This is a genomic window from Staphylococcus xylosus, from assembly GCF_002732165.1.
GTDB lineage: Bacteria > Bacillota > Bacilli > Staphylococcales > Staphylococcaceae > Staphylococcus > Staphylococcus xylosus.
Map to the genome: position 1 here is coordinate 358248 of NZ_MRZO01000001.1, position 26124 is coordinate 384371.

Below are 26124 nucleotides of genomic sequence, written 5' to 3' on the forward strand. Positions count from 1 at the left end.
ATACATATTTACGTTCTGTTAGGGTAAAACAGTATATACTTAAATAAAAAAGGAAGGATGATGAATTTGTCTAAAAACAATTTTAAAGATGATTTTGAAAAAAATCGTCAATCCATTGATCCAAAAGAACAACAAGACAATGCTAAGGATTCAGTTAGCAATTCGGTTGACAATGCGAAAGAGGAAGTTTCTGATAAAACAGACGAACAATTCCCTCCAAGAAATGCTCAACGTAGACAACGTAGAAGAGATACTGCTACAAATCAACGTGAAGACGAAGAGACTAATCAAACAGGTCAACAAGGACATAGTGAGGATGGCGAATTTGATAGCCAACAGTATAACGAAGACAATTCAACATCTGAACACAATACTGATGACCCTTCACAAAATAACAATTTAAGTCATGAACCTACTAATGATAAAACGAATGCTAATGATCATAAGTATAGCGATGACAGCGATGCTCCAGAGAACGATAACAGTTCTAAGAAAAAAGGAGCTGCCGTAGCAGGTGGGGCTGCAGCTACTGGTGCCGGTGCCGGCGCTTATGCTGCTAACAAACATCAAGATAAAGACAATCGTAATTCAAATGTTGATGAGTCACAAAATGACAATCAAAACCAAAATGAATCACAACAAGGTGATTCTAAAAATGGTTCTAAGAAAAAAGGTGCTGTTGTAGCAGGTGGAGCCGCGGCTGCTGGTGCAGGTGCATATGCAGCTGGCAAACATAAAGGTAAAAATGATAAAAATGATAAAAATGATAAAAATGCTAGTCATGATGATGGGAAATCAAAAAATGACCAAAACGACAACAAAGATCAACAAAATGATGAGAAAAGTGGTAACAAGAAAAAAGGTGCCGCTGTAGCTGGCGGAGCCGCAGCTGCCGGAACTGGAGCTGCCGTTGCTAGCCATTCAAAATCAAGTGGTGGAAATGGTAACGGTAATGGCGGAAATGGAAATGGTGGTAACAACAATAATGACGATGATAACAACAAGAAGAAAAAAGGTGGCTTATTAGGTAAATTACTACCAATTCTTGCTGCTATTTTAATCTTAGCTGCTATTGCTATCTTCGCTGGCATGGCTCTAACTGGTAATAACGATGATAGCAAAAACAATGATGATAAAAAAGTCGCTGATAATAAAGATAAAGATTCTAATAAAGATTCTGACAAAGATAAAAAATCAAACGACGATAAAGCTAACAAAGATGATGACAAAAATGGTTCATCTGATTCTGATGGCAACAGCACTTCTTCAGATGATGCTAATAGCGATTCTGACCAATCAAATTCTAACTCTCAAGACCAAGCAAATAGCGATCAAAATCAAAGTGATCAAGACCAAGCAAATAGCGATCAAAATCAAAGCGATCAAGATCAAGCTAATCAAAGCGATCAATCACAACAAAATCAACAAGGTAGTCAATCACAACAAAATAATCAAGCCAATACACAAAATGGTTCGACTGAACAATCACAAGGTTCAACAAGTGATAATCAACAGAACCAAGGTGCAAATAGCAATTCTGGACAACAAACGCATACTGTAAATGGCCAAAACCTTTATAGAATTGCAATACAATACTACGGTGACGGCTCACCAGAAAATGTAGAAAAAATTAGAGAAGCGAATAACATACAAGGTAATGAAATCCATAATGGTCAACGTTTAGTTATTCCTCAATAAAGAAGATAAATATCTCTTTCTATAGTTCGAAACGGATATTAGAAACAATCCAATCATATTAAAAGATCTCACTATTTATTAATTTTTATAGTGAGATCTTTTTTATTTTCTTAATATATTCATAGAGACAAACAATTTTGTAATAAAATTTACAATTTCTTTCATTTGGTTTTTTAAAAACTATTGGTATAATATATGGGTGGTAAAGGAGGACGAAGAAAGAATGCAAACAGTCGAAAGTATAATTATAGGCGGCGGTCCTTGTGGACTTAGTGCTGCTATTGAACAAAAAAGAAGAGGGATAGATACATTAGTTATAGAAAAAGGGAACGTTGTAGATGCAATTTATAATTATCCAACACATCAAACGTTCTTTTCTTCAAGTGATAAATTAAGTATTGGGGACGTTCCATTTATAGTGGAAGAAAGCAAACCACATCGTAATCAAGCGTTGGTTTACTATAGAGCTGTTGTAAAACATCATCAACTTCGTGTCAATGCTTTTGAAGAAGTCCTCACAGTAAAAAAGATAAATAACCGTTTTACAATAACAACTACTAAGGACGTATATCAATGTAGATTTCTTACTGTAGCTACAGGCTATTATGGACACCATAACCAACTTGAAGTTGAAGGTGCTGAACTTCCTAAAGTTATGCATTATTTTAAAGAAGCGCATCCTTATTTTGATCAAGATATAGTGATTATTGGTGGTAAAAATTCTGCTGTTGATGCGGCATTAGAATTAGAAAAAGCAGGTGCAAATGTTACAGTTATTTATCGAGGTAGCGATTATCCTAAAGCGATTAAACCATGGATATTACCGAATTTTGAATCTCTCGTCCGTCACGAAAAAATCAATATGGCGTTTGATTCAAATGTGACTAAAATCACTGAAGATAGTGTTATTTATGAACAAAATGGACAAACATTTGAAATAGCTAATGATTATGTTTTCGCGATGATAGGATATCACCCAGACTATGAATTCTTACAATCCATAGGTATTGATATAAACGAGAATGAATATGGTACTGCACCTATTTATAATAAAGAAACATATGAAACAAATGTAGAAAATTGTTATATCGCAGGGGTTATTGCTGCCGGTAATGATGCAAACACAATATTTATCGAAAATGGTAAATACCATGGCGGTATTATAACTCAAAGTATCTTATCTAAAAAGCAAACACCACTTGAATCATAAAAATGGTAATATCATAATCATAGCTTAGCTATGCATTTATTATTATTTAATAAAACAAGCACAACCATTTATAATAGTTTATAAATGGTTGTGCTTTTTATTTACCTATATTTCATTATAATTGAGATTCAAAATATTGTTTCAATTGTTCAGATGACAATTGGTTACTTAGTCCTACAAGAAGTTTTAAACGTGCTTTAGGACCGTTTAAACCATTTGAAAAAATAACGCCTTTCTCAGCTAGAGTTGCGCCGCCGCCTTCATAAGCGTATATAGGCCCGACAATGCCATTGAATGATCTAGAAACTAGAACTATTGGTATGTTTTTACGTAAACAATGATCCAAGCCTTCCAAACTAGTTGGTGGTAAATTACCTTGCCCAAGTCCTTCAATAATAATGCCATCTACATTGTTTTGGCTATAAAAAGTCAAAACATCACTGTTCATACCCATATAAGCCTTAACTAAAGGAATATTTAAATTGTGATGTATTTCATCAAGGATTAGATGTTCAAAAGGTTTATGATGAAATTGAACACTATTTTTTGTTACCACACCTAAAGGACCATGGTTAGGACTTTGAAATGTATTTGTATTTGAGGTATGTGTTTTTGTCACATTGCGAGCAGTATGTATCTCATCATTAAAAACAACCATAACGCCCATATCTGTAGCTTCGTCACTTGTCGCAACTCTAATAGCTGATATAAAATTATACAAACCATCAGAACCAATTTCATTTGAGGAACGCATTGCACCTGTAATTGCTATAGGTTTAGAAATTGCGATTGTTAAATCTAGCAAGTATGCAGTTTCTTCTAATGTATCTGTACCATGTGTAATAACAAATGCATCATAGCTTTCATTCTGAGCAGCATCTTCAATTAATTCTTTTAATTTTTCAACATATTTAATGTCCATATGTGGTGACGGAACATTAAATGGTGTAATTTCAGTTACATCAGCATACCTTTCTATTACATCCTTGTGATTAGATATAGGGTTATCTGTATTTGTAACTACTTTATTAGCTTCATCTTGTGACATGCTAATGGTGCCACCAGTATGAATAACAAGAACTTTTTTCATGCGGGCATTCCTCCTATTTATAAAGTACATATTTATGATAAAATATTATTGATAAAACAACAAGGAAGGGTTACTAAAATGAAATTATTAAATATCGCACTTGATGGGCCTGCAGCAGCAGGTAAAAGTACAATTGCTAAGCTTGTTGCTGGCGAATTATCTATGATCTATGTAGATACTGGCGCAATGTATCGTGCAATTACTTATAAATATTTACAACAAAATAAAAATGAAGACTTCAATCAATTAATCGATACCACAGAATTATCACTCACATATGATGAAATTAAAGGTCAAAGAGTCATTTTAGATAATCAAGATGTTACTGACTACTTAAGAGAAAATAATGTAACTAGTCATGTATCATATGTGGCTTCAAAAGAACCTGTTCGTACATTCGCAGTAAAAAAACAACAAGAATTAGCTGCCAAAAAAGGTATTGTTATGGACGGTAGAGATATCGGAACTGTAGTATTACCAAATGCTGATTTAAAAGTCTATATGATAGCTTCAGTTGAAGAACGTGCATTACGCAGACAGAAAGATAATGAAGAAAGAGGTATTGAATCAAATATAGAGCAATTAAAAAAGGAGATTGCAGACAGAGACCATTATGATATGAACCGTGAAATTTCTCCTTTAATGAAGGCTGACGATGCGATCACTGTGGACACAACTGGTAAAAGCATTGAAACTGTAACAGCAGAAATATTAACTTTAATAAGATCATTAGATTAACCATTGCCGCCTCAGATTCCACGCAAATATTATTCATATAGTGTAAAAATGTTATATTATATGAAAAGTGGGTATATAATACACGTGTATTATTATACTAATCAGAATTACTATACTATATAAAATGTAAATTATAGGATAATTTTTTGTAGTTTTTATTAGGTCAAAAAAACCTATTTTACAAAATATTAACAATTTAAAATCGATTTTCTCGAATAAAGGGGAATTTCTTGACAATTCTGTCAGTTTATAAGATGTTATAATTATGTAGTGTAATAAGGAGGCAGACAAGATGACTGAAGAGTTCAACGAATCAATGATTAACGAGATTAAAGAAGGGGATAAGGTTACTGGTGAAGTTCAAGAAATTGAAGAAAAACAAGTAATCGTCCATGTCAATGGCGGTAAATTTAATGGTATAATCCCTATTAGCCAACTTTCAACGCATCATATTGACAACCCAAGTGATGCAGTAAAAGTAGGTGATGAAATCGGCGCATATGTTACGAAAGTAGAATATGATGAAGAAAATGAAACGGGCGCATACATCCTTTCAAAACGCCAACTCGAAACTGAAAAATCATATGAATTTTTACAAGAACAGTTAGATAATAACCAAACTATCGAAGCTAAAGTGACAGAAGTAGTTAAAGGCGGCTTAGTTGTAGATGTTGGCCAAAGAGGATTTGTACCGGCCTCATTAATTTCTACAGATTTCATTGAAGATTTCTCTGGTTTTGAAGGACAAATTTTAAAACTTAAAGTTGAAGAATTAGATCCTGCAAATAATCGTGTCATTCTTAGTCGAAAAGCAGTAGAGGCACTAGAAAACGCAGAGAAAAAAGATGAATTACTAGAGTCACTTAACGAAGGTGACGTTATCGAAGGTAAAGTAGCGCGTTTAACTAACTTTGGTGCTTTTGTTGATATTGGAGGCGTGGACGGTCTTGTACACGTTTCAGAATTATCACATGAACATGTTAAATCACCTGAAGATGTTGTAGCTATTGGAGATAGTGTGAAAGTTAAAATCAAATCAGTAGACAAAGATTCTGAACGTATTTCATTGTCTATCAAAGATACATTGCCTAGTCCTTTTGAAGCAATCAAAGGCGAAATCAATGAAGGTGAAGTTATAGAAGGAACTGTTGTTAGATTAACTAACTTTGGTGCTTTCGTAGAGATTCAACCAGGCGTACAAGGATTGGTTCATATTTCAGAAATTAGCCATTCACACATCGGCACACCTGGCGAGGTACTACAACCAGGCGAAAAAGTGAGTGTAAAAATATTAAGTGTAGATCCTGAAAACGAGCGTATTTCATTATCAATAAAAGCCACATTACCAGATGAAAATATTATTGAAAGCGATAGCGAAACTACGCAATCTTATTTAAATGATAATTCAGAAGATGAAGATAACCCAACGCTTGGTGATGTATTTGGAGATAAATTAAAAGACTTCAAATTTTAATAACTTAAGTAATAGCAACTTTAAATCTTGTCCTAGTGTATGTTAGGACAGGATTTCTTTTTTTGTTATTCAAAATTCACATGATAATTCTATATCAAAAATATTGATTTAATATTTCTTTTGATTTAATTACCCCTTATGATAGAATTATAGAGATTAAAAAAGAGAGGAAGTTAGTTTATGACTAAACCTATAGTAGCAATTGTAGGCAGGCCAAATGTAGGCAAATCTACAATTTTTAACAGAGTCGTAGGTGAACGCGTTTCAATCGTAGAAGATACACCAGGTGTAACTCGCGATAGAATTTATTCATCAGGTGAATGGTTGACTCACGATTTTAACATTATTGATACTGGTGGTATCGAGATTGGAGATGCCCCATTCCAAACTCAAATTAGAGCACAAGCTGAAGTTGCAATCGATGAAGCCGATGTAATTATTTTTATGGTAAACGTAAGAGAAGGCCTAACTCAAAGTGACGAAATGGTTGCTCAAATGTTATATAAATCAAAAAAACCGATAGTACTAGCAGTTAATAAAGTTGATAATCCAGAAATGAGAAATGAAATTTATGATTTCTACTCACTTGGTTTCGGGGATCCTTATCCAATTTCCGGTTCCCATGGATTAGGATTGGGAGATTTATTAGACGAAGTTGTTAAACATTTTAAAGAAGAAGAACCAGACCCGTATGACGATGATACAATTCGTTTATCAATCATTGGACGTCCGAACGTTGGTAAATCAAGTTTAGTAAATGCAATACTAGGCGAAGACCGCGTAATCGTATCAAACGTAGCTGGCACAACTAGAGATGCTGTTGATACTGAATATAGCTTTGATGGTCAAGATTATGTATTGATAGACACTGCTGGGATGCGTAAAAAAGGTAAAGTCTATGAAAATACAGAAAAATATTCGGTACTACGTGCGTTAAAAGCTATTGAACGTTCTAATGTAATTTTAATCGTAATTGATGCAGAGCAAGGTATAATCGAACAAGATAAACGTGTTGCTGGCTATGCACACGAAGAAGGTAAAGCTATTGTAATAGTCGTGAACAAATGGGATACAGTAGATAAAGAAACGAATACTATGAAAAAATTCAAAGATGAAGTTCGTAAAGAATTCCAATTTTTAGATTATGCAGAAGTTGCATTTGTTTCTGCAAGAGAAAAGCAACGTCTCAGAACATTATTCCCATATATTAAAGAAGCTAGTGAGAATCATAAAAAACGTGTTCAAAGTTCAACATTAAATGAAGTGATTACGGATGCAATTTCTATGAACCCTACGCCGACAGATAAAGGTCGTCGTTTAAACGTATTCTACGCTACACAAGTTGCTATTGAACCACCAACATTTATCGTGTTTGTAAATGATGTAGAGCTATTGCATTTTTCATACAAACGTTATTTAGAGAATCAAATAAGAGCAGCATTCGGCTTTGAAGGTACACCAGTACACATTATAGCAAGAAAAAGAAATTAATTACCGGGGGGATTCCATGTCTAAAGTAACTGTCTTTGGTACGGGAAGTTTTGGTACGGCATTGGCGAATGTCTTAGCAGAAAATGGACACCAAGTTTTAATGTGGGGAAAAAATGAGCAAACAATCAATGAGATTAATTCACAACACATTAATAGCAAATACTTAAAAAACGCACAACTTAATGACTCAATCGTAGCAACATTAGATATCAATAGCGCTGTATCATTCTCAGAAGTCTATTTAATGGCGTTACCGACAAAAGCAATGAGAGAGGTAGCGAAGTCAATTGATTCACTATTAACTTCTAAAAAGACCTTTATTCACGTAGCTAAAGGCATCGAAAACGAAACATATAAACGCGTTTCTGAAATGATAGAGGATTCAATTTCACCAGAGCATAATGCAGGTATTGGTGTACTTTCTGGACCAAGCCACGCTGAAGAAGTTGTAATTAAACAACCAACTACAGTAGCAGCTTCATCTAAAACACCAGAAGTTAGTAAATTAACACAAGATCTTTTCATGAATGATTATTTGCGTGTGTATACAAATGATGATTTAGTAGGCGTTGAACTAGGCGGTGCATTAAAAAATATTATCGCAGTAGCTAGTGGTGTTATATCAGGAATGGGATTCGGTGATAACGCTAAAGCAGCGCTAATGACTAGAGGTTTAGCTGAAATTAGTCGTTTAGGTGAAAAACTAGGCGCAGATCCAATTACTTTCTTAGGTTTAGGAGGCATTGGGGACTTAATTGTAACTTGTACCTCAACCCATTCTAGAAACTATACACTAGGTTATAAATTAGGTGAAGGTAAATCACTAGATAAAGCATTAGACGAAATGAACATGGTTGTTGAAGGTATATACACAACAAAATCTGTTTACCACTTAGCAAAAGAGGTCGATGTAGATATGCCAATTACTGCCGCACTTTATAGTGTATTGTTTGAAAATAGACCAGTCGATGAAAGCGTTAAAGACTTGATGGGCCGTGGAAAGAAAGCAGAATAACGAGGTATTATTACACTTTTTAGTTAATTTATATCAATTAACTGTCAAAATCCTATTATTTCAACGTTTTTTGCGCATAAATCATTGCAGTAGCAGTAATCGTTGTGTTAAAGTCATAGCATAATGATATTAAGTTATCATTATTAACCCTAGGGGAGGTGAATTCATAATGAACAAGACAGATTTAATCAATGCTGTTGCAGAACAAGCTGACTTAACTAAAAAAGAAGCTGGCTTAGCTGTAGACGCAGTATTCGAATCAATTCAATCATCACTTTCTAAAGGTGAAAAAGTACAATTAATTGGATTCGGTAACTTCGAAGTACGCGAACGCGCTGCTCGTAAAGGCCGTAACCCTCAAACTGGTAAAGAAATTGATATCCCTGCAAGCAAAGTTCCAGCATTCAAAGCTGGTAAAGCTTTAAAAGACGCAGTAAAATAATTCTTTACTTAAAGTAAAGCCCTTTTATAGGGGCTTTTTCTTTTTTTATAGAGAATTTTTTATAAAGCTTTAAATCATATATCTTTTAACTTTATAATTGTGATATCATTCGAAGTAGCGATTTTAAATAATTGTGGAAATACAACTACTGAAAATTTATGAGTTTATCGAACAACTTTACATATAACAATTACTCTATTACACAAATAAATGAGTATTTTAAATATATATTACATAAATATCCTTTACTTTGATTTACGTTGATTTTATTTTTCTCTATATAATGTTAATATGTATATGGATAATAACGTGAGGTGTGAACATGGAAACAACATTCAGCATATTAGAAACTCAAATTGCACAGCGACTCAGCAGTGTAAATCATTATGAACCAATCTATATCAATCAAGCATTAGCAGAAATACTTGATTCTTATGATATACCTCAAGAAGCTAAATTAGCTTGCCTCACAATAGATACCGCGATGCGTCACCTAGACGAAGTTTCGACTACATTATCGTCTAAGAAATCTATTTTAATTGGCGACTTATTAAGCGCTCATTTTTATACATTATTAGCAAAACTCAATGACCCAATTTATCAAAAAGAAATTAGCACAGCAATTGTTGAAGTAAATGAAATGAAATCTACTATTCATCATACCGCAATTGATAACAATGACATCAGTGACTATATTTTAAAAGTAGAAAATACTTTTCCGTTTATTACGATTAAAAGATATGTCCCCGACGTTAATATTAATTTTATCAATGACAAAATGATAGCGAGTTTAGCTGAACATCATCCTTCTTACTTAAGCGAATTTTCTAAAGAAAAACTAGATGGTTTTATAGATAAATTAAAAGCTGAAATACATTCAAAAAGAGGTAATTAACATGGCAGATAATAAAGCAAAAAAAGAACAAGTACACAATGTTTTTCAAAATATTTCTGGTAAGTATGATCGACTCAACAATATCATTAGCTTTGAACAGCATAAGACATGGAGAAAACGTGTTATGAAAGAAATGAATGTCAAACCTGGTAGCAAAGCACTAGATGTGTGTTGTGGTACTGCTGATTGGACTATCTCATTAAGCAAAGCAGTAGGGCCAACTGGCGAAGTGATTGGCGTTGATTTTAGCGAAAATATGCTTGAAGTAGGTAAGAGCAAGACATCAGACATGCATAATCTAAAACTTGTACATGGCGACGCGATGAATTTACCATTTGAAGACAACGAGTTTGATTACGTGACTATTGGATTTGGTTTAAGAAACGTTCCTGATTATTTAGCAACTTTAAAAGAATTAAACCGCGTTTTAAAACCTGGCGGCATGGTGGTTTGTTTAGAAACTAGTCAACCAACGACACCAGTTTTCAAACAATGCTATAAACTTTATTTTAAATTTGTAATGCCTATATTTGGTAAAATATTTGCTAAGTCCAAAGACGAATACGAATGGTTACAACAATCTACATTCGATTTCCCAGATAAAGAAAAATTGAAACGCTTGTTTACACAAGCTGGTTTCAGCAACATAAAAGTCCGTAGCTTTACAGGTGGCGTTGCAGCAATGCACCTTGGCTATAAATAAAATGAATCAACCAAAGGTGATTAGCGTGGCAAAGTTAAACATGAATAGTGAAATAAAAAAAATTGAAAAGCAATTAGAACAATCTATAAAAAGTAACGACCAAATTCTTGAATCAGCGTCATATCACTTGTTTGCATCGGGAGGTAAACGTGTTAGACCAGCCTTTGTAATCTTAAGTAGCCAATTTGGCAAAGAAAGAAACGAAGAAGTCTATCGTGTTGCGGTAGCACTTGAACTTATTCATATGGCAACGCTGGTACATGATGATGTTATAGATAAAAGTGATAAACGAAGAGGTAGCTTAACTATAGCTAAAAAATGGGATCAGAATACAGCTATACTTACAGGTAACTTCTTATTAGCTCGCGGACTTGAGCACATATCTAACATCGAAGATACTCGTGTACATAACGTCATATCAAGTGCAATTGTAGAAGTTTGTATGGGCGAGTTATATCAATTCCAGGACCAATTCAATGGCAATCAAACAATTATTAACTACTTGCGAAGAATTAATCGTAAAACAGCATTGCTTATTCAATTATCTACAGAAGTAGGTGCGATTGCTTCGGGAGCAGATGCTAAAACAATTCGCAATTTAAAATTGATAGGGCACTATATTGGTATGAGTTTTCAAATTGTCGATGATATCTTAGATTTCACGAGCACTGAAAAAAAATTGGGTAAACCAGTTGGTAGTGATTTAATGAACGGCCACCTTACACTTCCAGTACTGCTTGAGATGAGAAATAACGAGGAATTCAAAGTAATTATACAGCAATTAAATGCGAATAGTAGTCAAGAAACGTTTGACTATTGTATTAACCATGTGAAGAATTCTGATGTCATACAACAGTCCCAGGCAATCAGCGACAAGTATTTGGATAAGGCACTTAACTTAATTGATCAATTGGAAAATAAAGATTCAAAACCATTATTTAAGAAACTAATTAAAAAAGTTGGAAAAAGAAATGTGTAACTTGTGTGAAAAGCATTGAAAGCGCTTTAATTACCTGTTAATATATTAATGTGCTTCAAAACATACTTTTATTTTGATACATATATAAAAATATATTGTTCAAAAACCAAAGTGCATTGATACATAACAAACAGGGGGATAAACACACAATGGAAAGAACATTTTTAATGATTAAACCAGATGCAGTGCAAAGAAATCTAGTAGGAGAAATTATTTCTCGTATAGAAAGAAAAGGGCTAAAACTTGTAGGTGGTAAGTTTATGACTGTACCACAAGCACTTGCTGAGGAACATTATGCAGAACATACAGATAAACCTTTTTATAAACATTTAATTAGCTTCATTACATCAGCACCAGTATTTGCAATGGTTGTCGAAGGGGAAGATGCTGTGAATGTTGCTCGTCACATCATCGGCAAAACAAACCCGTCAGAAGCAACTCCAGGTACAATTCGTGGAGACTTAGGTTTAACTGTAGGCAGAAACATCATTCATGGTTCAGACTCAGTAGAATCAGCTAACAAAGAAATTAATCTTTGGTTTAAATCAGACGAATTAAGTGATTATACTGCGTCACGTGAAACATGGTTATATGAATAATTAAATTACTAATAAAACAAAATTCAAGATTAGATTGTCTTAAACTATAGATAGACGATGATGTATACCGATATAGGGTAAACATCATCGTTTTTTGTATTTTAACATGTCGAATTAATTAAAATTATGGTATCAAAACTAAAAAAAGCAAAATTCAATATTAATAAAAATGTTTAAATGTTACACTAAAAAATAACATTCTAACCGTAAAAATTTAAGAAGATTCTTCATTTGTAAATTTTTCTGTTAATTTGAACAATTGAATATGATAAGATATAGAACATATAACAATTTAAAGTACTAAAGAACGGAGTGGGTAAAGTATGAGATATTTAACTTCTGGTGAGTCACACGGACCACAGTTAACTGTAATTATTGAAGGTGTTCCAGCAAATTTAGAAATCAATGTTGCTGACATCAATGAAGAAATGTTTAAGAGACAAGGCGGTTACGGCCGTGGAAGACGTATGCAAATTGAAAAAGATGCTGTTGAAATCGTATCTGGTGTAAGAAATGGCTATACTTTAGGAAGCCCTATTACGCTTATAGTAACTAATGATGACTTTACACATTGGAAAAAAATTATGGGTGCAGATCCAATCAGTGAAGAAGACCAAGACAATATGAAACGTGTAATTACTAAACCTCGTCCTGGACACGCAGATTTAATCGGTGGTATGAAATATAATCACAGAGATTTAAGAAATGTCTTAGAACGTTCTTCAGCAAGAGAAACAGCTGCTCGAGTTGCTGTTGGTGCAGTTTCTAAAATATTACTCAAACAACTAGATATTAATTTTTATAGCAGAGTAGTAGAAATCGGTGGCATTAAAGATGACATAGAATATGATATCGATACAATTAAATCTAATATTGATAAAAATGATGTGCGCGTTGTTAATGATAAAATTGCACAAGCTATGCGCGACAAAATTGATGCAGCTAAAAAAGCTGGCGACACAATTGGCGGGGTAGTTCAAACTATTATAGAAGGTGTACCTGTTGGGATAGGTAGTTATGTACATTACGATCGCAAACTTGATGGTAGAATTGCTCAAGGCGTAGTAAGTATCAACGCTTTCAAAGGTGTAAGTTTTGGCGAAGGTTTCAAAGCCGCAGAGAAGCCAGGTAGCGAAATACAAGACGAAATATTATATGATACAACAAATGGTTATTATAGAGGTTCAAATCACTTAGGTGGTTTTGAAGGTGGTATGTCTAATGGTATGCCTATCGTAGTCAACGGTGTAATGAAACCTATTCCTACGCTTTACAAACCTTTAAACTCAGTAGATATTAATACTAAAGAATCATTCAAAGCGTCTATTGAGCGTTCTGACAGCTGTGCTGTACCTGCTGCAAGTGTCGTTGTTGAAAACGTAGTCGCTTTTGAATTAGCAAAAGCATTACTCGAAGAGTTCCAATGTAATCACATTGAACAATTACAATCACAAATCAAGGAACGTCGCTTATTAAATATTGAATACTAATCAATAAATTAAAATTTATGAAATAATTAGGTGATTATATGAAATTAGAAACCACTTATAAATCTAATAACTATCCAATTATCATTGAACATCATGCCCTCGATCAATTACATGAATATATTAAAAATTATCAAGATGTTGTCCTTGTTATTGATCAAAAAGTTGAAAATGAATGGAGTCATATCACTGACTTCATCGCCAGTGAACATGAAGCACATAAACTTATCATACCTTCTGGTGAAACAACGAAGACGCTATCGTTTTATGAAGAAACGATTGAATCGTTGTTGAGTAAACAACTAACTAGAAACACTTGTTTAATAGCTATTGGAGGTGGCGCTACTGGTGACTTTACTGGGTTCCTTGCCGCAACTTTATTAAGAGGTGTCGATTTTATTCAAGTACCAACTACCATCCTAGCTCATGATTCGAGTGTGGGTGGTAAGGTTGGAATCAATTCTAAACATGGCAAAAATCTTATTGGTGCTTTTTATAGACCTAAAGCAGTCATTTATGATTTGAATTTTTTAAGTACATTACCCTATTCAGAAATTTTAAGTGGTTATGCAGAAGTATATAAACACGCTTTATTAAATGATATTGAATCGGTAAATCATATTGAGGCGCAGTACTCGGATGAACAAGCACTTAAATCACTTGATGAAATCGAATATTATTTATACAAAGGCGTTCAAACAAAATTGAACATCATTGTAGAAGATGAAAAAGAATCAAACGTCCGCAAATTTCTTAACTTGGGACATACATTTGGCCATGCCGTTGAATATAAATTTAAAATTCCACATGGTCATGCTGTTATGATAGGTATTGTTTTTCAATTTATAGTTGCGAATTTAGCACTAAACAAATCATTTAATATTGCACATTATGTGAATTATTTAAGTGATTTAAACTATCCATTAGATATCGTTAACGATTTAGAATTTGATTCTTTATATCAATTAATGCTAAATGACAAGAAAAATGATGAACAAGGTGTGCAAATGGTACTACTCAATGATATTGGAGATCCAATTGTGAAACACGTTGATTACACGACTCTTTCTAAAGCTTTTGCAACATTTAAAACATATTTTAATAAGTAGGTGACTGATTTGGCAAACAGTAAGACGATAGACATTAACGGACCGTTAGTCGGTGAAATCGAAGTACCTGGGGATAAATCCATGACTCATAGAGCAATTATGCTCGGTTCTTTAGCCTCAGGAAAATCAACAATATATAAACCACTACTTGGTGAAGATTGTTTACGTACTGTTGAAATATTTAAGTTATTAGGTGCTGATATTAAAGTATCCGAAGATAAAATAGATATTAATTCACCAGGATTTAAGCATTTTAAAACACCTCATCAAGTTTTATATACAGGTAATTCTGGTACAACCACACGTTTGGTTGCTGGTTTATTAAGCGGTCTCGGCATAGAAACTGTGCTATCTGGTGATGAATCAATAGGCAAACGACCAATGGACAGAATTATGAAGCCTTTAAAATTAATGCAAGCCAATATTACAGGCATCGATAACAACTATACGCCTTTAATTATCAAACCTGCTAAAATCAAAGGTATTGCATACGAAATGGAAGTTGCTAGCGCACAAGTTAAAAGTGCAATACTATTTGCAAGTTTATTCGCTGAAGAGCCAACAACTATTAAAGAATTTGATACTTCTAGAAATCATACAGAAACGATGTTCCAACAATATCAAATCCCTGTTTCTACAAAAGACAAATTGATAAGTATGCCTGCACGTGGCATTGACCATATCAAACCTGCAGATTTTCATGTTCCAGGTGATATATCTTCAGCAGCATATTTTATTGTTGCTGGCTTGATAACACCTGGAAGTGATATTACAATACACAATGTTGGCATTAACCCAACTCGTTCAGGTATTATTGATATCGTGACACAAATGGAAGGGAATATTACCTTATTTAATCAAACTGATGGACCAGAACCAACTGCATCCATACGAGTTCAATACTCTCCAGACATGAAGCCTATTCATATCGATGGTGACTTAGTACCTAGAGCAATCGATGAAATTCCTATCATTGCTTTGCTTTGTACACAAGCTAATGGTACGAGTGTAGTTAAAGAAGCTGAAGAATTAAAAGTAAAAGAAACTAATAGAATTGATACAACCGCTAATATGTTGAATTTACTTGGTTTTATGTTACAACCTACTAATGATGGCATGATTATTCATCCATCTGCTTTAGAACAATCTGCAACTGTAGATAGCTTTACAGACCATCGAATAGGTATGATGTTAGCAGTTGCATCACTTTTAACCGATGAGACAATTACAATTAATCAATTTGATGCAGTTAATGTTTCTTTCCCAGGATTCTTACCAAAGTTAAAACAATTAGAAAAAGAGGGATAAAAGCATGGAAGATATCTATAAATTAATAGATGATATCAACTTACAAAAATTAGAGAACCTAGATACACGTGTTAATGATGCATTAAGTTCCCCAAAGGACGATGCTTTATTTATTCTAGGTGAAACATTATATAATTATGGATTGATGCCACAAGGTCTAGAAGTATTCCGTACCCTTTACCATAAATATCCTGATGAAAGTGAATTACTAATATACTTTATCGAAGGATTAATGGCTGAAAATCATACAGATGAAGCTTTAGAATATTTAAGTGAAGTTGAAATATCAACAGAACGCTTAATGCTTGAAGCAGACTTATATCAACAATTAAATATGCTTGAAGTTGCAATTAGTAAGATTGATGAAGCGATTGATATTGAGCCAAATGATCCAATCATACATTACGCACTTGCTGAGATATTATACTTTGACGGACAATATTTACGTGCAACTTCAGAATATGAAACCGTGCTTGAAACGGGTGAATATGAAGTGAATGGTGTAAATCTATTTTCTCGTTTAGCCGATTGCAGCTTGCAAAGTGGTAACTATAGTGACGCAATTAAAATGTTTGATGAAATTAGCGAAGATGAAATGGATTCAGAAGATTATTTCAAAAAAGCTATCGCTTACGAAAAAAATGATCTCTCACAAGAAGCTATTAAATTAGTTCAAACATTATTATCTAAAGATCCTGATTTTCTGCAAGCATATTTCTATTTACAACAGTTATATGAAAACGAGCATAATCACGCCGACGCGATTGAAATTGGTAAAGAAGGATTAAGATTAACACAATTCTATAAAGAATTAATGGTATCAACTGGTAGCATCCAAATAGAACATGGCGACGCTAATGAAGGTGTTCAATTACTAATTCAAGCACTCGAAGTTGATAACGCGTACCAGGAACCATTATTGATATTAAGTGATTTATATAGACAAGAAGAAGATTATGAGTCACTTATTGGATTATTGAAATATGTAGATGAAGAAGACTTAGATCCAGTATTTATGTGGCATCTTGCATATGCATTAGGGCAAGAAGAACGTGATAAAGAAGCACAGCATTTCTTTGAATTAGCATACGACACGTTACAAACACAATCTGCATTTTTAAGCGACTATTATTTTTATGTAATAGAAATCGGTCAAATTGAGTTAGCTAAAAAGCTATTAGACCAATTAGTTGAATTAGAACCATCTAATGAAACATGGCATGATGAAGCAGAAAGACTGGCGTCTTTCTAGTATAGGAAGGTGAGTTAAATGTTTGATACCCTACAGCAATCAAAAGCAACTTTCATAGAGTATTTACTCTTTCAATATGAATTCAAGTCTAGGATTAGTGTATGGGTATTGAACTTGCTTAAATCTTCTCCAGAATTACTACAAAATGTACATTTGTAGATGAACGTATCGATGCACATAATACGCTTGAAATTTCTATGATACACACTGAGCAATATGGTATTAAATTTAATTATAAAAACCAAGAATTGATTAATAGTAATGAGATTTTCGAGCATATCGCTCTCAATCAATTATCCTTTGATATTAAACTGAATTTTAATGTTAAACAAGATAGGGAAGCGAGATTAGATGACTTACTCATTAAACAATTATTACATTCACCATATTATGCTTTATATATTCAAGACATCTATCAAATTCCGCTTTCAAAACAAAGTGAATCTTCTATTATCACACATTTACAGGATAATATTGATTTAAGCTTACAATTACATGATAGCGATTTGTTTTATCAATTATCACAAATCCTTAATACTTTTAAGTTAAGAAATGTAAATATAACAACGAAGGATTGACAGTATGAATATAAAATCACTTTGGGAATTAATGTTGTATCACAAAGGCATACTATACTTTTTACTTTTGTGTAACTTGTTAGGCACAATTTATGGTTATATTTGGTACGGTGAGCAATTAAGTATTACTGAAACTCAATTTAAAATATTTGTACCAGATAGTCCGACCGCGTCACTATTTTTATGTTTCGTACTTGTTACTTTCATATTAGGTAAGAACATCCCAGTGTTTGAAGCTCTTGCTTTCGTCTCACTTATTAAATACGGAGTTTGGGCAGTTATAATGAATATAATCATGTTTATTCAATATGACACAGTTACAATCACAGGATGTATGCTCATACTCTCACATGGTATTATGGCTATCGAAGCATTTATATTTTATCCGAGATTTAAAATTTCAATGATGAGTTTTATTATTGCTATGATATGGGTGTTTCATAATGACATTATAGATTATGTATTTATGCAATATCCTTATTATGATTTTATTGCAAGTCATTTAGAAGCTGTTGCTTACCTCGCGTTTTGGTTAAGCGTAATTCCATTAATACTTTATTTATATTTAACTCGATTTAAAAAAGATAAAATATTTGACCGTCATTGATGTTCACAGTAAAATGTTTATAAAGGAGTGAGGTTTTTGTCTTTTATCTATATGATTATATACTTTGTTATTTTAATGGTGCTGCCTCTATGGGCACAGCATAAAGTTAAATCTAATTACGAAAAATATTCACAAGTTAGATCAACAAGTGGAAAGACTGGTCAAGAAGTTGCTTTAGAAATTTTGCATGCAAATGGTATCTATGATGTTGATGTGGTAGAAGGAAAAGGTTTCTTAACTGACCACTACGACCCAAGAAAAAAGATACTTGTACTATCGCCAGCCAACTTTAGTAGACCTTCTGTTGCTGGTACAGCTATTGCTGCTCATGAAGTTGGCCATGCAATCCAACATGCGCAAGGTTATTTCTTCCTAAGATTTAGAACATCGTTAGTACCACTGGCAAATCTTGGTAGCTCAATTGGTTATTTAGCCGTTTTTGCAGGTATTATTTTAACAAGTTTACAAAGCACGTTAGGTTCAACTGCACTTTGGATAGGAATTGCATTCATGTCATTTGCTGTTCTTTTCTCTATTGTTACACTGCCGGTTGAATTCAATGCAAGTAGTAGAGCTATGAAACAAATTCAAAGCTTAAACATTGTTAATGAAAAGGAATATCGTCATGCCAAAAAAGTGCTGACAGCTGCAGCAATGACTTATGTTGCATCAACTGCAGTAGCTTTAGCGGAACTTGCAAGATTTATCCTTATCGCTAGATCTAGTGAATAATAATATGAATAAAGTAATAGAATCTAATATTTGAGGCTAGGACATTATAAAAATGTTTTAGCCTCCTTTTTTATGCTAAATTTGATAGGTTACTTTGTTTAACTCAAGTTCAGTATGTCATAACATCTTTGACACCATATAAAATATCAAGAAACACTTTTGAAATCCCACAAATTATACTAGCTAATTAATTTATTTAAATGTGTATGTCATAAGCCTTAAGTGTTGCAGGAATAATGCATGAAACATAAAATTAGTCTATACTATATAAGAAACCTAAAGGAATGTGAGGCGTTTAAAATGAAATCTATGAAAGATATGCAAACAGAAGTTGATGACTATATTGGTCAATTCAAAACTGGATACTTTTCTCCTTTGGCAAACCTTGCGCGTCTAACTGAAGAAGTAGGTGAATTGTCGAGAGAAATTAACCATTATTATGGTGAAAAAAAGAAAAAATCGTCAGAAGCTGAAAATACAATTAAAGCAGAACTAGGTGACAATCTATTCGTATTAATGTGTATTGCGAATTCTTTAGATATAGATTTAACTGAAAGCTTTGATGAAACAATGGAAAAATTTAATACTCGAGATAAAAATAGATTTGAACGTAAATAATATAAACAATTAAGAAAGGATGTTCCGCCTTATGAAAATAGGCATCACTTGTTATCCATCTATGGGTGGTTCAGGCATTATAGCTACAGAATTAGGCATAAAACTTGCTGAACGTGGACATGATATTCATTTCATCACTTCCAATATTCCTTTTAGAATACGTAAACCATTACCAAATATTACATTTCACCAAGTAGAAGTGAATCAATATGCAGTTTTTCAATACCCACCGTATGATATTACACTAAGTACTAAGATAGCAGAAGTGATTAATGAATATGATTTAGATTTATTACATATGCACTATGCAGTTCCTCACGCAGTATGTGGTATTTTAGCAAAACATATGTCTAATAAAGATATAAAAATTATGACTACACTTCACGGTACAGATATCACCGTTTTAGGCTATGATCATTCATTAAAAAATGCTATTAAATTCGGCATAGAAGGTAGTGATATCGTTACAAGTGTAAGTCAATCACTTGCAGAGCAAACATACGATATCATTGAAACAGATAAACGCATTGTTCCAATATATAATTTCGTTAGAGAGAAAGAGTTTCCTGTTAAACCAGATCAAGCAACAGAGGAGGGTGAACGTTTGAAAGCTTGTTATGGTATAAAGCCAGGTGAAAAGGTATTAATACATGTATCTAACTTTAGAGCAGTTAAAAGAATTGATACAATTATAGATACTTTTGCAAAAGTTCATCAAGCGATACCTTCAAAGTTAATCTTATTAGGTGATGGTCCAGAATTAATGGATATGAAGCAGAAAGCACGTGATCTAGATATTGAAGACGCAGTTTTATTTTTAGGAAAACAAAATTGGGTAAGTGAGTTCTATCAAATATCAGATTTGGTATTACTTTTAAGCGAAAAGGAAAGTTTCGGGCTGACTTTACTAGAAGCTATGAAATCTGGCGTGGTTCCTATTGGTTCTACAGCAGGAGGTATAAAAGAAGTCATTAAACATGATGAAACTGGCTTTATAGTGGATGTTGGAGATAGTAAACTAGCGAGTGAATACGCAATTAAATTATTAACAGATGCAAAACTTTATAAATGCATTCAAGAAAATATGTTGAAAGATGTATCAGCTCGTTTCTCATCTGATTTAATTGCAGATCAATATGAATATTACTACAAAAAAATGTTAGAGGGTAACAATGACTAATACTTTATTTGAAAAAGCTAAACCCATTTTAGAAAGTCTACAATCACACAATTTCCAAGCATACTTTGTAGGTGGGTCTGTTAGAGACTATATCATGAATAAGTCAATTCACGACATTGACATCACAACAAGTGCTACTCCAGATGAAATCGAGTCGGTATTTGAAAAAACTATTCCCATAGGTAGGGAACATGGCACGATTAATGTTGTTTACCAGGGTGAACAATACGAAGTGACAACTTTTCGTGCTGAAGGTGAATACATCGATCACCGCCGACCCAACGAGGTCTATTTTGTAAGGAATTTATTTGAAGATGTGAAGCGCAGAGATTTCACGATGAATGCGATTGCTATGGATATGCAGTATCAAATACATGATTACTTTCATGGACAACAAGACATTGCTAATAAAATAATCAGAACCGTGGGTGATCCGTCAGAGCGCTTTAATGAAGATGCACTTCGTATCATTAGAGGACTACGTTTTCAATCTCAATTAGGTTTTGAATTAGATATTGATACTTATAACGCAATGGAACAACATATTTCAGATATTTGTCATTTATCAATTGAACGAATCGTTGTTGAACTTAAGAAGTTAATGCTTGGCAATGCTATTAAACAAAGTTTTAACAACCTAAGGCAATTCCAAGCATTTTCTTACATGCCATTTTTTAAACATTTTGATTTATCGAAAGTTACCATTGAACAACCAATGCCAATTACAGTATTTATTGCATTATTAAAAGTTCAACAACCTGACATGACTTCAAATATTTCAGATTTGAAAATGAGCAACCAAGAGAAGAAATATATTGATAAAGTCGTTCAAATAATAGAAAATATGCCTAAAGTACAAACAAAAGTACAACTTAAATTATTTGTTTATGATTATGGTAAAGAAGATATATTAGAAGTATTGAGTTATGCTGATACTTTTAGAGAAAATCAGATAGCAACAAACTCTCCATTTATCATAAATAGCAGAGCAATTGTAGGAATGGCGCAAGTACTGCCAATACACTCGAGAAAAGAAATGGATATCAACGGCAAAGATATTTTAGCATTAGTTGATAAACCCAGTGGACCGTGGCTCAAATCAACATTACGAGAAATTGAGTGTGCCATTATAACAGGTGAAGTGAACAATTATAAACCTGAACTAATAAAGTGGGTGAAAACACATGTCTAAATATAGTAAAGATGTGATACACATGTTGTATCAATATCAACCTGAATATATTTCAGGTCAATTTATCGCTGAACAGTTATCAATTTCCAGAACTGCTGTAAAAAAAGTTATAGATCAACTAAAATTAGAAGGTTGTCAAATCGAATCAATAAATCATAAAGGTCATCGGTTAATACAACTACCAGATAAATGGTATAGTGGAATTGTTATACCTAGTATAAAAACACAGCAGCTATTTAAGCATGTTGAAGTATTTGAAAATGTAGATTCCACACAGTTATTAGCAAAACAAAAATTAGTAGGAAATACTGATACATTTTTAATACTTAGTGACGAGCAGACCAAAGGCAAAGGCCGTTTTAATAGGCCATGGTTATCCACACGAGGAAAAGGTTTATGGATGTCAATTGTATTACGTCCAAATGTTCCGTTTGATATGATTACAAAGTTTAATTTATTTATGGCTTTGGGAATTCGTGATGCTATACAAGCTTTTAGTGAAGCTCCAGTTTCTGTTAAATGGCCGAATGATATTTATATTAATAATAAAAAAGTTTGTGGTTTTTTAACAGAAATGGTAGCCAACAGTGATGGTATAGAAGCGGTTATTTGTGGTATTGGTATCAATATGAACCAAACACAGACAGATTTTGAGGGTGAATTGTCACAAAAAGCGACGAGTATGCGTATACAAGGAAATGAAAAAGTAAATCGCTACGAATTTTTAAAATTACTTATACAACAAATAGAATATCGTTACACACAATTTTTAAAAGAGCCGTTTGCCACAATTCGTCAAGAATATATAGAAGTATCCAACATTTGGGATAAGCAATTAAAATTCACTGAAAACGATAATCAGTTCCAAGGTGAAGCAATAGATATTGACAAAAACGGCTATTTAATTGTTAATGATGAACATAACCAACGACATCAATTAATGAGTGCAGATATCGAAATATAAACAAAATAATGATGAAAGGAGGAATCGATATGACAAAAACGTGTTATGCTGTTGTCGACTTAGAAACAACAGGTAATCAATTAGATTATGATGAAATTATTCAAATAGGTATTACATTTGTGCGGGAAAATAAAATTATTGGCACTTATCATTCAATGATAAAAACAGATTTAGAAATTCCTCCTTTTATTCAAGCTTTAACGTCAATAGAAGAAGACATGTTAAATCAAGCGCCATATTTCCATGAGGTTGCAGAAGATATATACAAGCAAATAGAAGATTGTATATTTGTTGCACATAATGTCGCTTTTGATTTGAATTTTATAAAAAAATCGTTTAAAAATTGCAATATTAAATACCGCCCCAAAAAAGTTATGGATACCTTGGAACTATTTAAAGTTGCCTTTCCAACAGACAAAAGCTATCAATTAAGTGAATTAGCAGAGTCTCACGGCATTGTTCTAACAAATGCACATAGGGCAGATGAAGATGCTGCAACAACAGCAAAATTAATGGTGATGGCCTTTGACAAATTCGAATCACTCCCTTTAGATACACTTAAACAACTTTACTATCTCAGCAAAAATTTAAAATATGATTTACATGATATTTTATTCGAAATGGTACGAAATCATAGCGTTCAATCTCTAGATAAACAATATGAGCAATTCGAACAAATTATATATAAAAAGCAAATCGACTTTAAAGCACCGACTGTTAATTTTAGTGGGACATTAAAAGAACTATACACACACATAACTAAAGAGTTAGGTTTAACATATCGACCACAACAGTTATATCTGTCTGAAATTATTTTAGAACAACTCATGAACAGTGAAAAAGCAATGATTGAGGCTCCTTTAGGAAGCGGAAAATCATTTGCCTATTTGCTAGCTTCTCTCATGTATAATATAGAAACTGGCAAACATGTAATGATTTCTACGAATACCAAATTATTACAAAATCAGTTGTTAGAAAAAGATATTCCAGCGTTAAAACGAGCGCTAGATTTCAAAATTAACGCAACTTTAATTAAAAGTAAGCGAGACTATATTTCATTAGGCTTGATTAGTCAAATATTAAAAGAAGATTCTAGCAACTATGAAGTTAGTATTTTAAAAATGCAATTGCTTATATGGATAACAGAAACAGCTACAGGTGATATACAAGAATTAGATTTAAAAGGCGGACAGAAGATGTATTTCGAACAAAAATTAGAAACATATGTACCTGTCCGCAATGACATTAATTATTTCAATTTCATTAAGCGCAATGCACAAAATATACAAATAGGTATTACAAATCATGCACATTTAATACATGCTGCACATGATAATTCAATTTATCAATTATTTGATGACTGCATTATAGATGAAGCACACAGATTACCAGATTACGCTCTAAATCAAGTTACAAACGAACTCAGTTATTCAGATATTAAGTACCAACTAGGCTTAATAGGTAAGACAGAAAATGAAAAACTTCTTAGATCTATTGATAATTTAGAACAACAAAGAATATTAGAGAAATTAGATATACCACCAATAGATGTATTTGGTTTAAAAACTACAGTCAATGAAATTCACGACTTGAATGAAAAACTATTCTCAACAATGTATGATATCATTCAAGCTTCAGAAATTCAGGATGACGAAGTTCATAAACTACATTTCGTTTATCACTTTGATGTCACACCAATATTAAATGATTTACATGCTATTATTCATAAATTAAATATGACATTGGAATTTTTCAATGGAATGAGTCATAAATCAATTAAATCTGTGCGCAAGCAATTTTTATATATTAATGACCGTTTTAAAGAAATTGAGCAAAGTCTCAAAAACAACCATACAAGTTACCTTTCAATCAAAAACTTAAATCAAAAATCAACGATTAAATTAAATGTGAAAGATTATGGGGTGAAAGAAATACTAACAAAACAAGTGTTAGATAAATTTAATTCACTCACTTTCATTTCAGGTACATTAACTTTTAACCATACGTTTGATAATTTCAAACATTGGTTTAATAAAGATATAAACTTTAATACTTATGAAATAGACTCTACTGTAATGTCTCAAAATCAAACTACAGTATTCATACCAAATGATGTAACGTCTTATAATTATAAAAATATTAATGATTACGTAAGTTCAATCGTCAATTATGTGATTGAATACGTAAATATCATCGAATCTAAATGTTTGATACTTTTTACAAGTTATAAAATGATGCACATGGTACAAGAATTATTAAATGAATTACCTGAATTTGAGGATTATGTCATATTGACACAACAACAAAATCAAAATTATAAAATAGTTCAGCAATTTAATAGTTTTAATAAAGCAATATTACTGGGCACGGGAACTTTTTTCGAAGGTTTTGATTTTGAATCAAACGGAATTAAATGTGTCATGATTGCTAAATTGCCATTTATGAATCAAAACAATACTAAATATTGGCTTATGGAATCAGAGTTTACATCAACTTTTAAAGAATATGTTTTACCGGACGCTGTCACACGTTTCAGACAAGGACTGGGTAGATTGATACGTAATGAAAATGATAAAGGAATTATTGTATCTTTTGATGATCGGTTAATTAGAAGTAACTACAAACAATTTTTCGAGCAATCTTTAGAAAGTTATCGACAAAATAAAGGAGATATCAAACAATTTTCGAGCATCCTTAAAAAATTAAAAAAAGATGAGAATAACCGATAAACATTGCGTTCACAACTAGAACTTATATATGGAT

23 protein-coding genes and 1 pseudogene are annotated in these 26124 nt (G+C 32.8%); 23 read left to right on the forward strand and 1 reads right to left on the reverse strand.

Translation table 11 applies throughout. The features are described from left to right. Window positions 1-60: 60 nt before the first annotated feature. Window positions 61-1698 (forward strand): elastin-binding protein EbpS, encoded by a 1638-nt coding sequence (gene ebpS / locus BTM19_RS01805; protein ID WP_058625668.1) that lies wholly within the window; start codon window positions 61-63, stop codon window positions 1696-1698. A gap of 223 nt (window positions 1699-1921) precedes the next feature. Then, on the forward strand, window positions 1922-2908 hold the full coding sequence (gene ypdA / locus BTM19_RS01810) for a bacillithiol disulfide reductase YpdA (protein ID WP_029377245.1): 987 nt from the start codon (window positions 1922-1924) through the stop codon (window positions 2906-2908). Window positions 2909-3023: 115 nt separating this feature from the next. Here the strand turns inward: ypdA and BTM19_RS01815 are convergent, their stop codons facing one another. Further along, window positions 3024-3998: an asparaginase gene (locus BTM19_RS01815; protein WP_029377246.1), complete on the reverse strand. Its 975-nt coding sequence runs from the start codon at window positions 3996-3998 to the stop codon at window positions 3024-3026. 78 nt (window positions 3999-4076) lie between these two features. Between BTM19_RS01815 and cmk the strand changes: the two genes are divergently transcribed. The 21 genes and pseudogenes from cmk to BTM19_RS01920 all read left to right on the forward strand — a co-directional run bounded on the left by cmk (window position 4077) and on the right by BTM19_RS01920 (window position 26090). Beyond that, complete coding sequence (cmk, locus tag BTM19_RS01820; protein ID WP_029377247.1) at window positions 4077-4736, forward strand: (d)CMP kinase; 660 nt, start codon at window positions 4077-4079, stop codon at window positions 4734-4736. Window positions 4737-5028: 292 nt separating this feature from the next. Continuing rightward, window positions 5029-6210, forward strand: coding sequence for a 30S ribosomal protein S1 (gene rpsA / locus BTM19_RS01825; protein WP_029377248.1), 1182 nt, complete (start codon window positions 5029-5031; stop codon window positions 6208-6210). A 180-nt stretch (window positions 6211-6390) separates the two neighbouring features. After that, the gene (der, locus tag BTM19_RS01830; protein WP_029377249.1) at window positions 6391-7701 is read left to right on the forward strand and encodes a ribosome biogenesis GTPase Der; all 1311 of its coding nucleotides are present in this window, start codon (window positions 6391-6393) and stop codon (window positions 7699-7701) included. A 16-nt stretch (window positions 7702-7717) separates the two neighbouring features. Further along, the gene (locus BTM19_RS01835) at window positions 7718-8716 is read left to right on the forward strand and encodes an NAD(P)H-dependent glycerol-3-phosphate dehydrogenase (protein ID WP_029377250.1); all 999 of its coding nucleotides are present in this window, start codon (window positions 7718-7720) and stop codon (window positions 8714-8716) included. A 169-nt stretch (window positions 8717-8885) separates the two neighbouring features. Continuing rightward, window positions 8886-9158: an HU family DNA-binding protein gene (locus tag BTM19_RS01840; protein WP_002483248.1), complete on the forward strand. Its 273-nt coding sequence runs from the start codon at window positions 8886-8888 to the stop codon at window positions 9156-9158. 322 nt (window positions 9159-9480) lie between these two features. Continuing rightward, window positions 9481-10053 carry a heptaprenyl pyrophosphate synthase subunit A gene (locus tag BTM19_RS01845; protein WP_029377251.1) on the forward strand — a complete coding sequence of 191 codons (573 nt, stop codon included), beginning with the start codon at window positions 9481-9483 and terminating at the stop codon, window positions 10051-10053. Window position 10054: 1 nt separating this feature from the next. Further along, window positions 10055-10756, forward strand: a complete 702-nt coding sequence (locus BTM19_RS01850; protein WP_029377252.1) for a demethylmenaquinone methyltransferase — start codon at window positions 10055-10057, stop codon at window positions 10754-10756. A gap of 25 nt (window positions 10757-10781) precedes the next feature. Continuing rightward, on the forward strand, window positions 10782-11735 hold the full coding sequence (locus BTM19_RS01855) for a polyprenyl synthetase family protein (protein WP_172606477.1): 954 nt from the start codon (window positions 10782-10784) through the stop codon (window positions 11733-11735). A gap of 149 nt (window positions 11736-11884) precedes the next feature. After that, a complete protein-coding gene (ndk, locus tag BTM19_RS01860; protein ID WP_029377254.1) occupies window positions 11885-12334 on the forward strand; it encodes a nucleoside-diphosphate kinase in 450 nt (149 codons plus the stop codon). 323 nt (window positions 12335-12657) lie between these two features. Continuing rightward, window positions 12658-13824, forward strand: a complete 1167-nt coding sequence (gene aroC, locus BTM19_RS01865; RefSeq protein WP_029377255.1) for a chorismate synthase — start codon at window positions 12658-12660, stop codon at window positions 13822-13824. 38 nt (window positions 13825-13862) lie between these two features. Beyond that, a complete protein-coding gene (gene aroB / locus BTM19_RS01870) occupies window positions 13863-14930 on the forward strand; it encodes a 3-dehydroquinate synthase (RefSeq protein ID WP_029377256.1) in 1068 nt (355 codons plus the stop codon). A gap of 9 nt (window positions 14931-14939) precedes the next feature. Continuing rightward, window positions 14940-16238, forward strand: a complete 1299-nt coding sequence (gene aroA / locus BTM19_RS01875; RefSeq protein WP_099265710.1) for a 3-phosphoshikimate 1-carboxyvinyltransferase — start codon at window positions 14940-14942, stop codon at window positions 16236-16238. A 4-nt stretch (window positions 16239-16242) separates the two neighbouring features. Next, window positions 16243-17490, forward strand: a complete 1248-nt coding sequence (locus tag BTM19_RS01880) for a tetratricopeptide repeat protein (RefSeq protein WP_038678513.1) — start codon at window positions 16243-16245, stop codon at window positions 17488-17490. A gap of 18 nt (window positions 17491-17508) precedes the next feature. Beyond that, a pseudogene (locus BTM19_RS01885) lies at window positions 17509-18068 on the forward strand (YpiB family protein). Window positions 18069-18072: 4 nt separating this feature from the next. Beyond that, window positions 18073-18675, forward strand: coding sequence for a DUF1405 domain-containing protein (locus BTM19_RS01890; RefSeq protein ID WP_029377260.1), 603 nt, complete (start codon window positions 18073-18075; stop codon window positions 18673-18675). A gap of 36 nt (window positions 18676-18711) precedes the next feature. Continuing rightward, the gene (locus tag BTM19_RS01895) at window positions 18712-19407 is read left to right on the forward strand and encodes a zinc metallopeptidase (protein WP_029377261.1); all 696 of its coding nucleotides are present in this window, start codon (window positions 18712-18714) and stop codon (window positions 19405-19407) included. A gap of 300 nt (window positions 19408-19707) precedes the next feature. Further along, the gene (locus BTM19_RS01900; protein ID WP_017724504.1) at window positions 19708-20025 is read left to right on the forward strand and encodes a nucleotide pyrophosphohydrolase; all 318 of its coding nucleotides are present in this window, start codon (window positions 19708-19710) and stop codon (window positions 20023-20025) included. A 31-nt stretch (window positions 20026-20056) separates the two neighbouring features. Beyond that, window positions 20057-21205, forward strand: a complete 1149-nt coding sequence (gene bshA / locus BTM19_RS01905; RefSeq protein WP_029377262.1) for an N-acetyl-alpha-D-glucosaminyl L-malate synthase BshA — start codon at window positions 20057-20059, stop codon at window positions 21203-21205. After that, window positions 21198-22397 (forward strand): CCA tRNA nucleotidyltransferase, encoded by a 1200-nt coding sequence (locus BTM19_RS01910; RefSeq protein ID WP_029377263.1) that lies wholly within the window; start codon window positions 21198-21200, stop codon window positions 22395-22397. Before bshA ends, BTM19_RS01910 begins: the two co-directional genes overlap by 8 nt. Beyond that, complete coding sequence (locus BTM19_RS01915; RefSeq protein ID WP_038678511.1) at window positions 22390-23361, forward strand: biotin--[acetyl-CoA-carboxylase] ligase; 972 nt, start codon at window positions 22390-22392, stop codon at window positions 23359-23361. Before BTM19_RS01910 ends, BTM19_RS01915 begins: the two co-directional genes overlap by 8 nt. A 29-nt stretch (window positions 23362-23390) precedes the next feature. Continuing rightward, window positions 23391-26090: a helicase C-terminal domain-containing protein gene (locus tag BTM19_RS01920; protein ID WP_038678509.1), complete on the forward strand. Its 2700-nt coding sequence runs from the start codon at window positions 23391-23393 to the stop codon at window positions 26088-26090. Window positions 26091-26124 lie beyond the last annotated feature (34 nt).

Bases quoted from the DNA above. Each gene is read 5' to 3' on its own strand.
- ebpS (WP_058625668.1), top strand. From the start codon at position 61: ATGAATTTGTCTAAAAACAATTTTAAAGATGATTTTGAAAAAAATCGT.
- ypdA (WP_029377245.1), top strand. From the start codon at position 1,922: ATGCAAACAGTCGAAAGTATAATTATAGGCGGCGGTCCTTGTGGACTT.
- BTM19_RS01815 (WP_029377246.1), bottom strand. From the start codon at position 3,998: ATGAAAAAAGTTCTTGTTATTCATACTGGTGGCACCATTAGCATGTCA.
- cmk (WP_029377247.1), top strand. From the start codon at position 4,077: ATGAAATTATTAAATATCGCACTTGATGGGCCTGCAGCAGCAGGTAAA.
- rpsA (WP_029377248.1), top strand. From the start codon at position 5,029: ATGACTGAAGAGTTCAACGAATCAATGATTAACGAGATTAAAGAAGGG.
- der (WP_029377249.1), top strand. From the start codon at position 6,391: ATGACTAAACCTATAGTAGCAATTGTAGGCAGGCCAAATGTAGGCAAA.
- BTM19_RS01835 (WP_029377250.1), top strand. From the start codon at position 7,718: ATGTCTAAAGTAACTGTCTTTGGTACGGGAAGTTTTGGTACGGCATTG.
- BTM19_RS01840 (WP_002483248.1), top strand. From the start codon at position 8,886: ATGAACAAGACAGATTTAATCAATGCTGTTGCAGAACAAGCTGACTTA.
- BTM19_RS01845 (WP_029377251.1), top strand. From the start codon at position 9,481: ATGGAAACAACATTCAGCATATTAGAAACTCAAATTGCACAGCGACTC.
- BTM19_RS01850 (WP_029377252.1), top strand. From the start codon at position 10,055: ATGGCAGATAATAAAGCAAAAAAAGAACAAGTACACAATGTTTTTCAA.
- ndk (WP_029377254.1), top strand. From the start codon at position 11,885: ATGGAAAGAACATTTTTAATGATTAAACCAGATGCAGTGCAAAGAAAT.
- aroC (WP_029377255.1), top strand. From the start codon at position 12,658: ATGAGATATTTAACTTCTGGTGAGTCACACGGACCACAGTTAACTGTA.
- aroB (WP_029377256.1), top strand. From the start codon at position 13,863: ATGAAATTAGAAACCACTTATAAATCTAATAACTATCCAATTATCATT.
- BTM19_RS01880 (WP_038678513.1), top strand. From the start codon at position 16,243: ATGGAAGATATCTATAAATTAATAGATGATATCAACTTACAAAAATTA.
- BTM19_RS01890 (WP_029377260.1), top strand. From the start codon at position 18,073: ATGAATATAAAATCACTTTGGGAATTAATGTTGTATCACAAAGGCATA.
- BTM19_RS01900 (WP_017724504.1), top strand. From the start codon at position 19,708: ATGAAATCTATGAAAGATATGCAAACAGAAGTTGATGACTATATTGGT.
- bshA (WP_029377262.1), top strand. From the start codon at position 20,057: ATGAAAATAGGCATCACTTGTTATCCATCTATGGGTGGTTCAGGCATT.
- BTM19_RS01910 (WP_029377263.1), top strand. From the start codon at position 21,198: ATGACTAATACTTTATTTGAAAAAGCTAAACCCATTTTAGAAAGTCTA.
- BTM19_RS01915 (WP_038678511.1), top strand. From the start codon at position 22,390: ATGTCTAAATATAGTAAAGATGTGATACACATGTTGTATCAATATCAA.
- BTM19_RS01920 (WP_038678509.1), top strand. From the start codon at position 23,391: ATGACAAAAACGTGTTATGCTGTTGTCGACTTAGAAACAACAGGTAAT.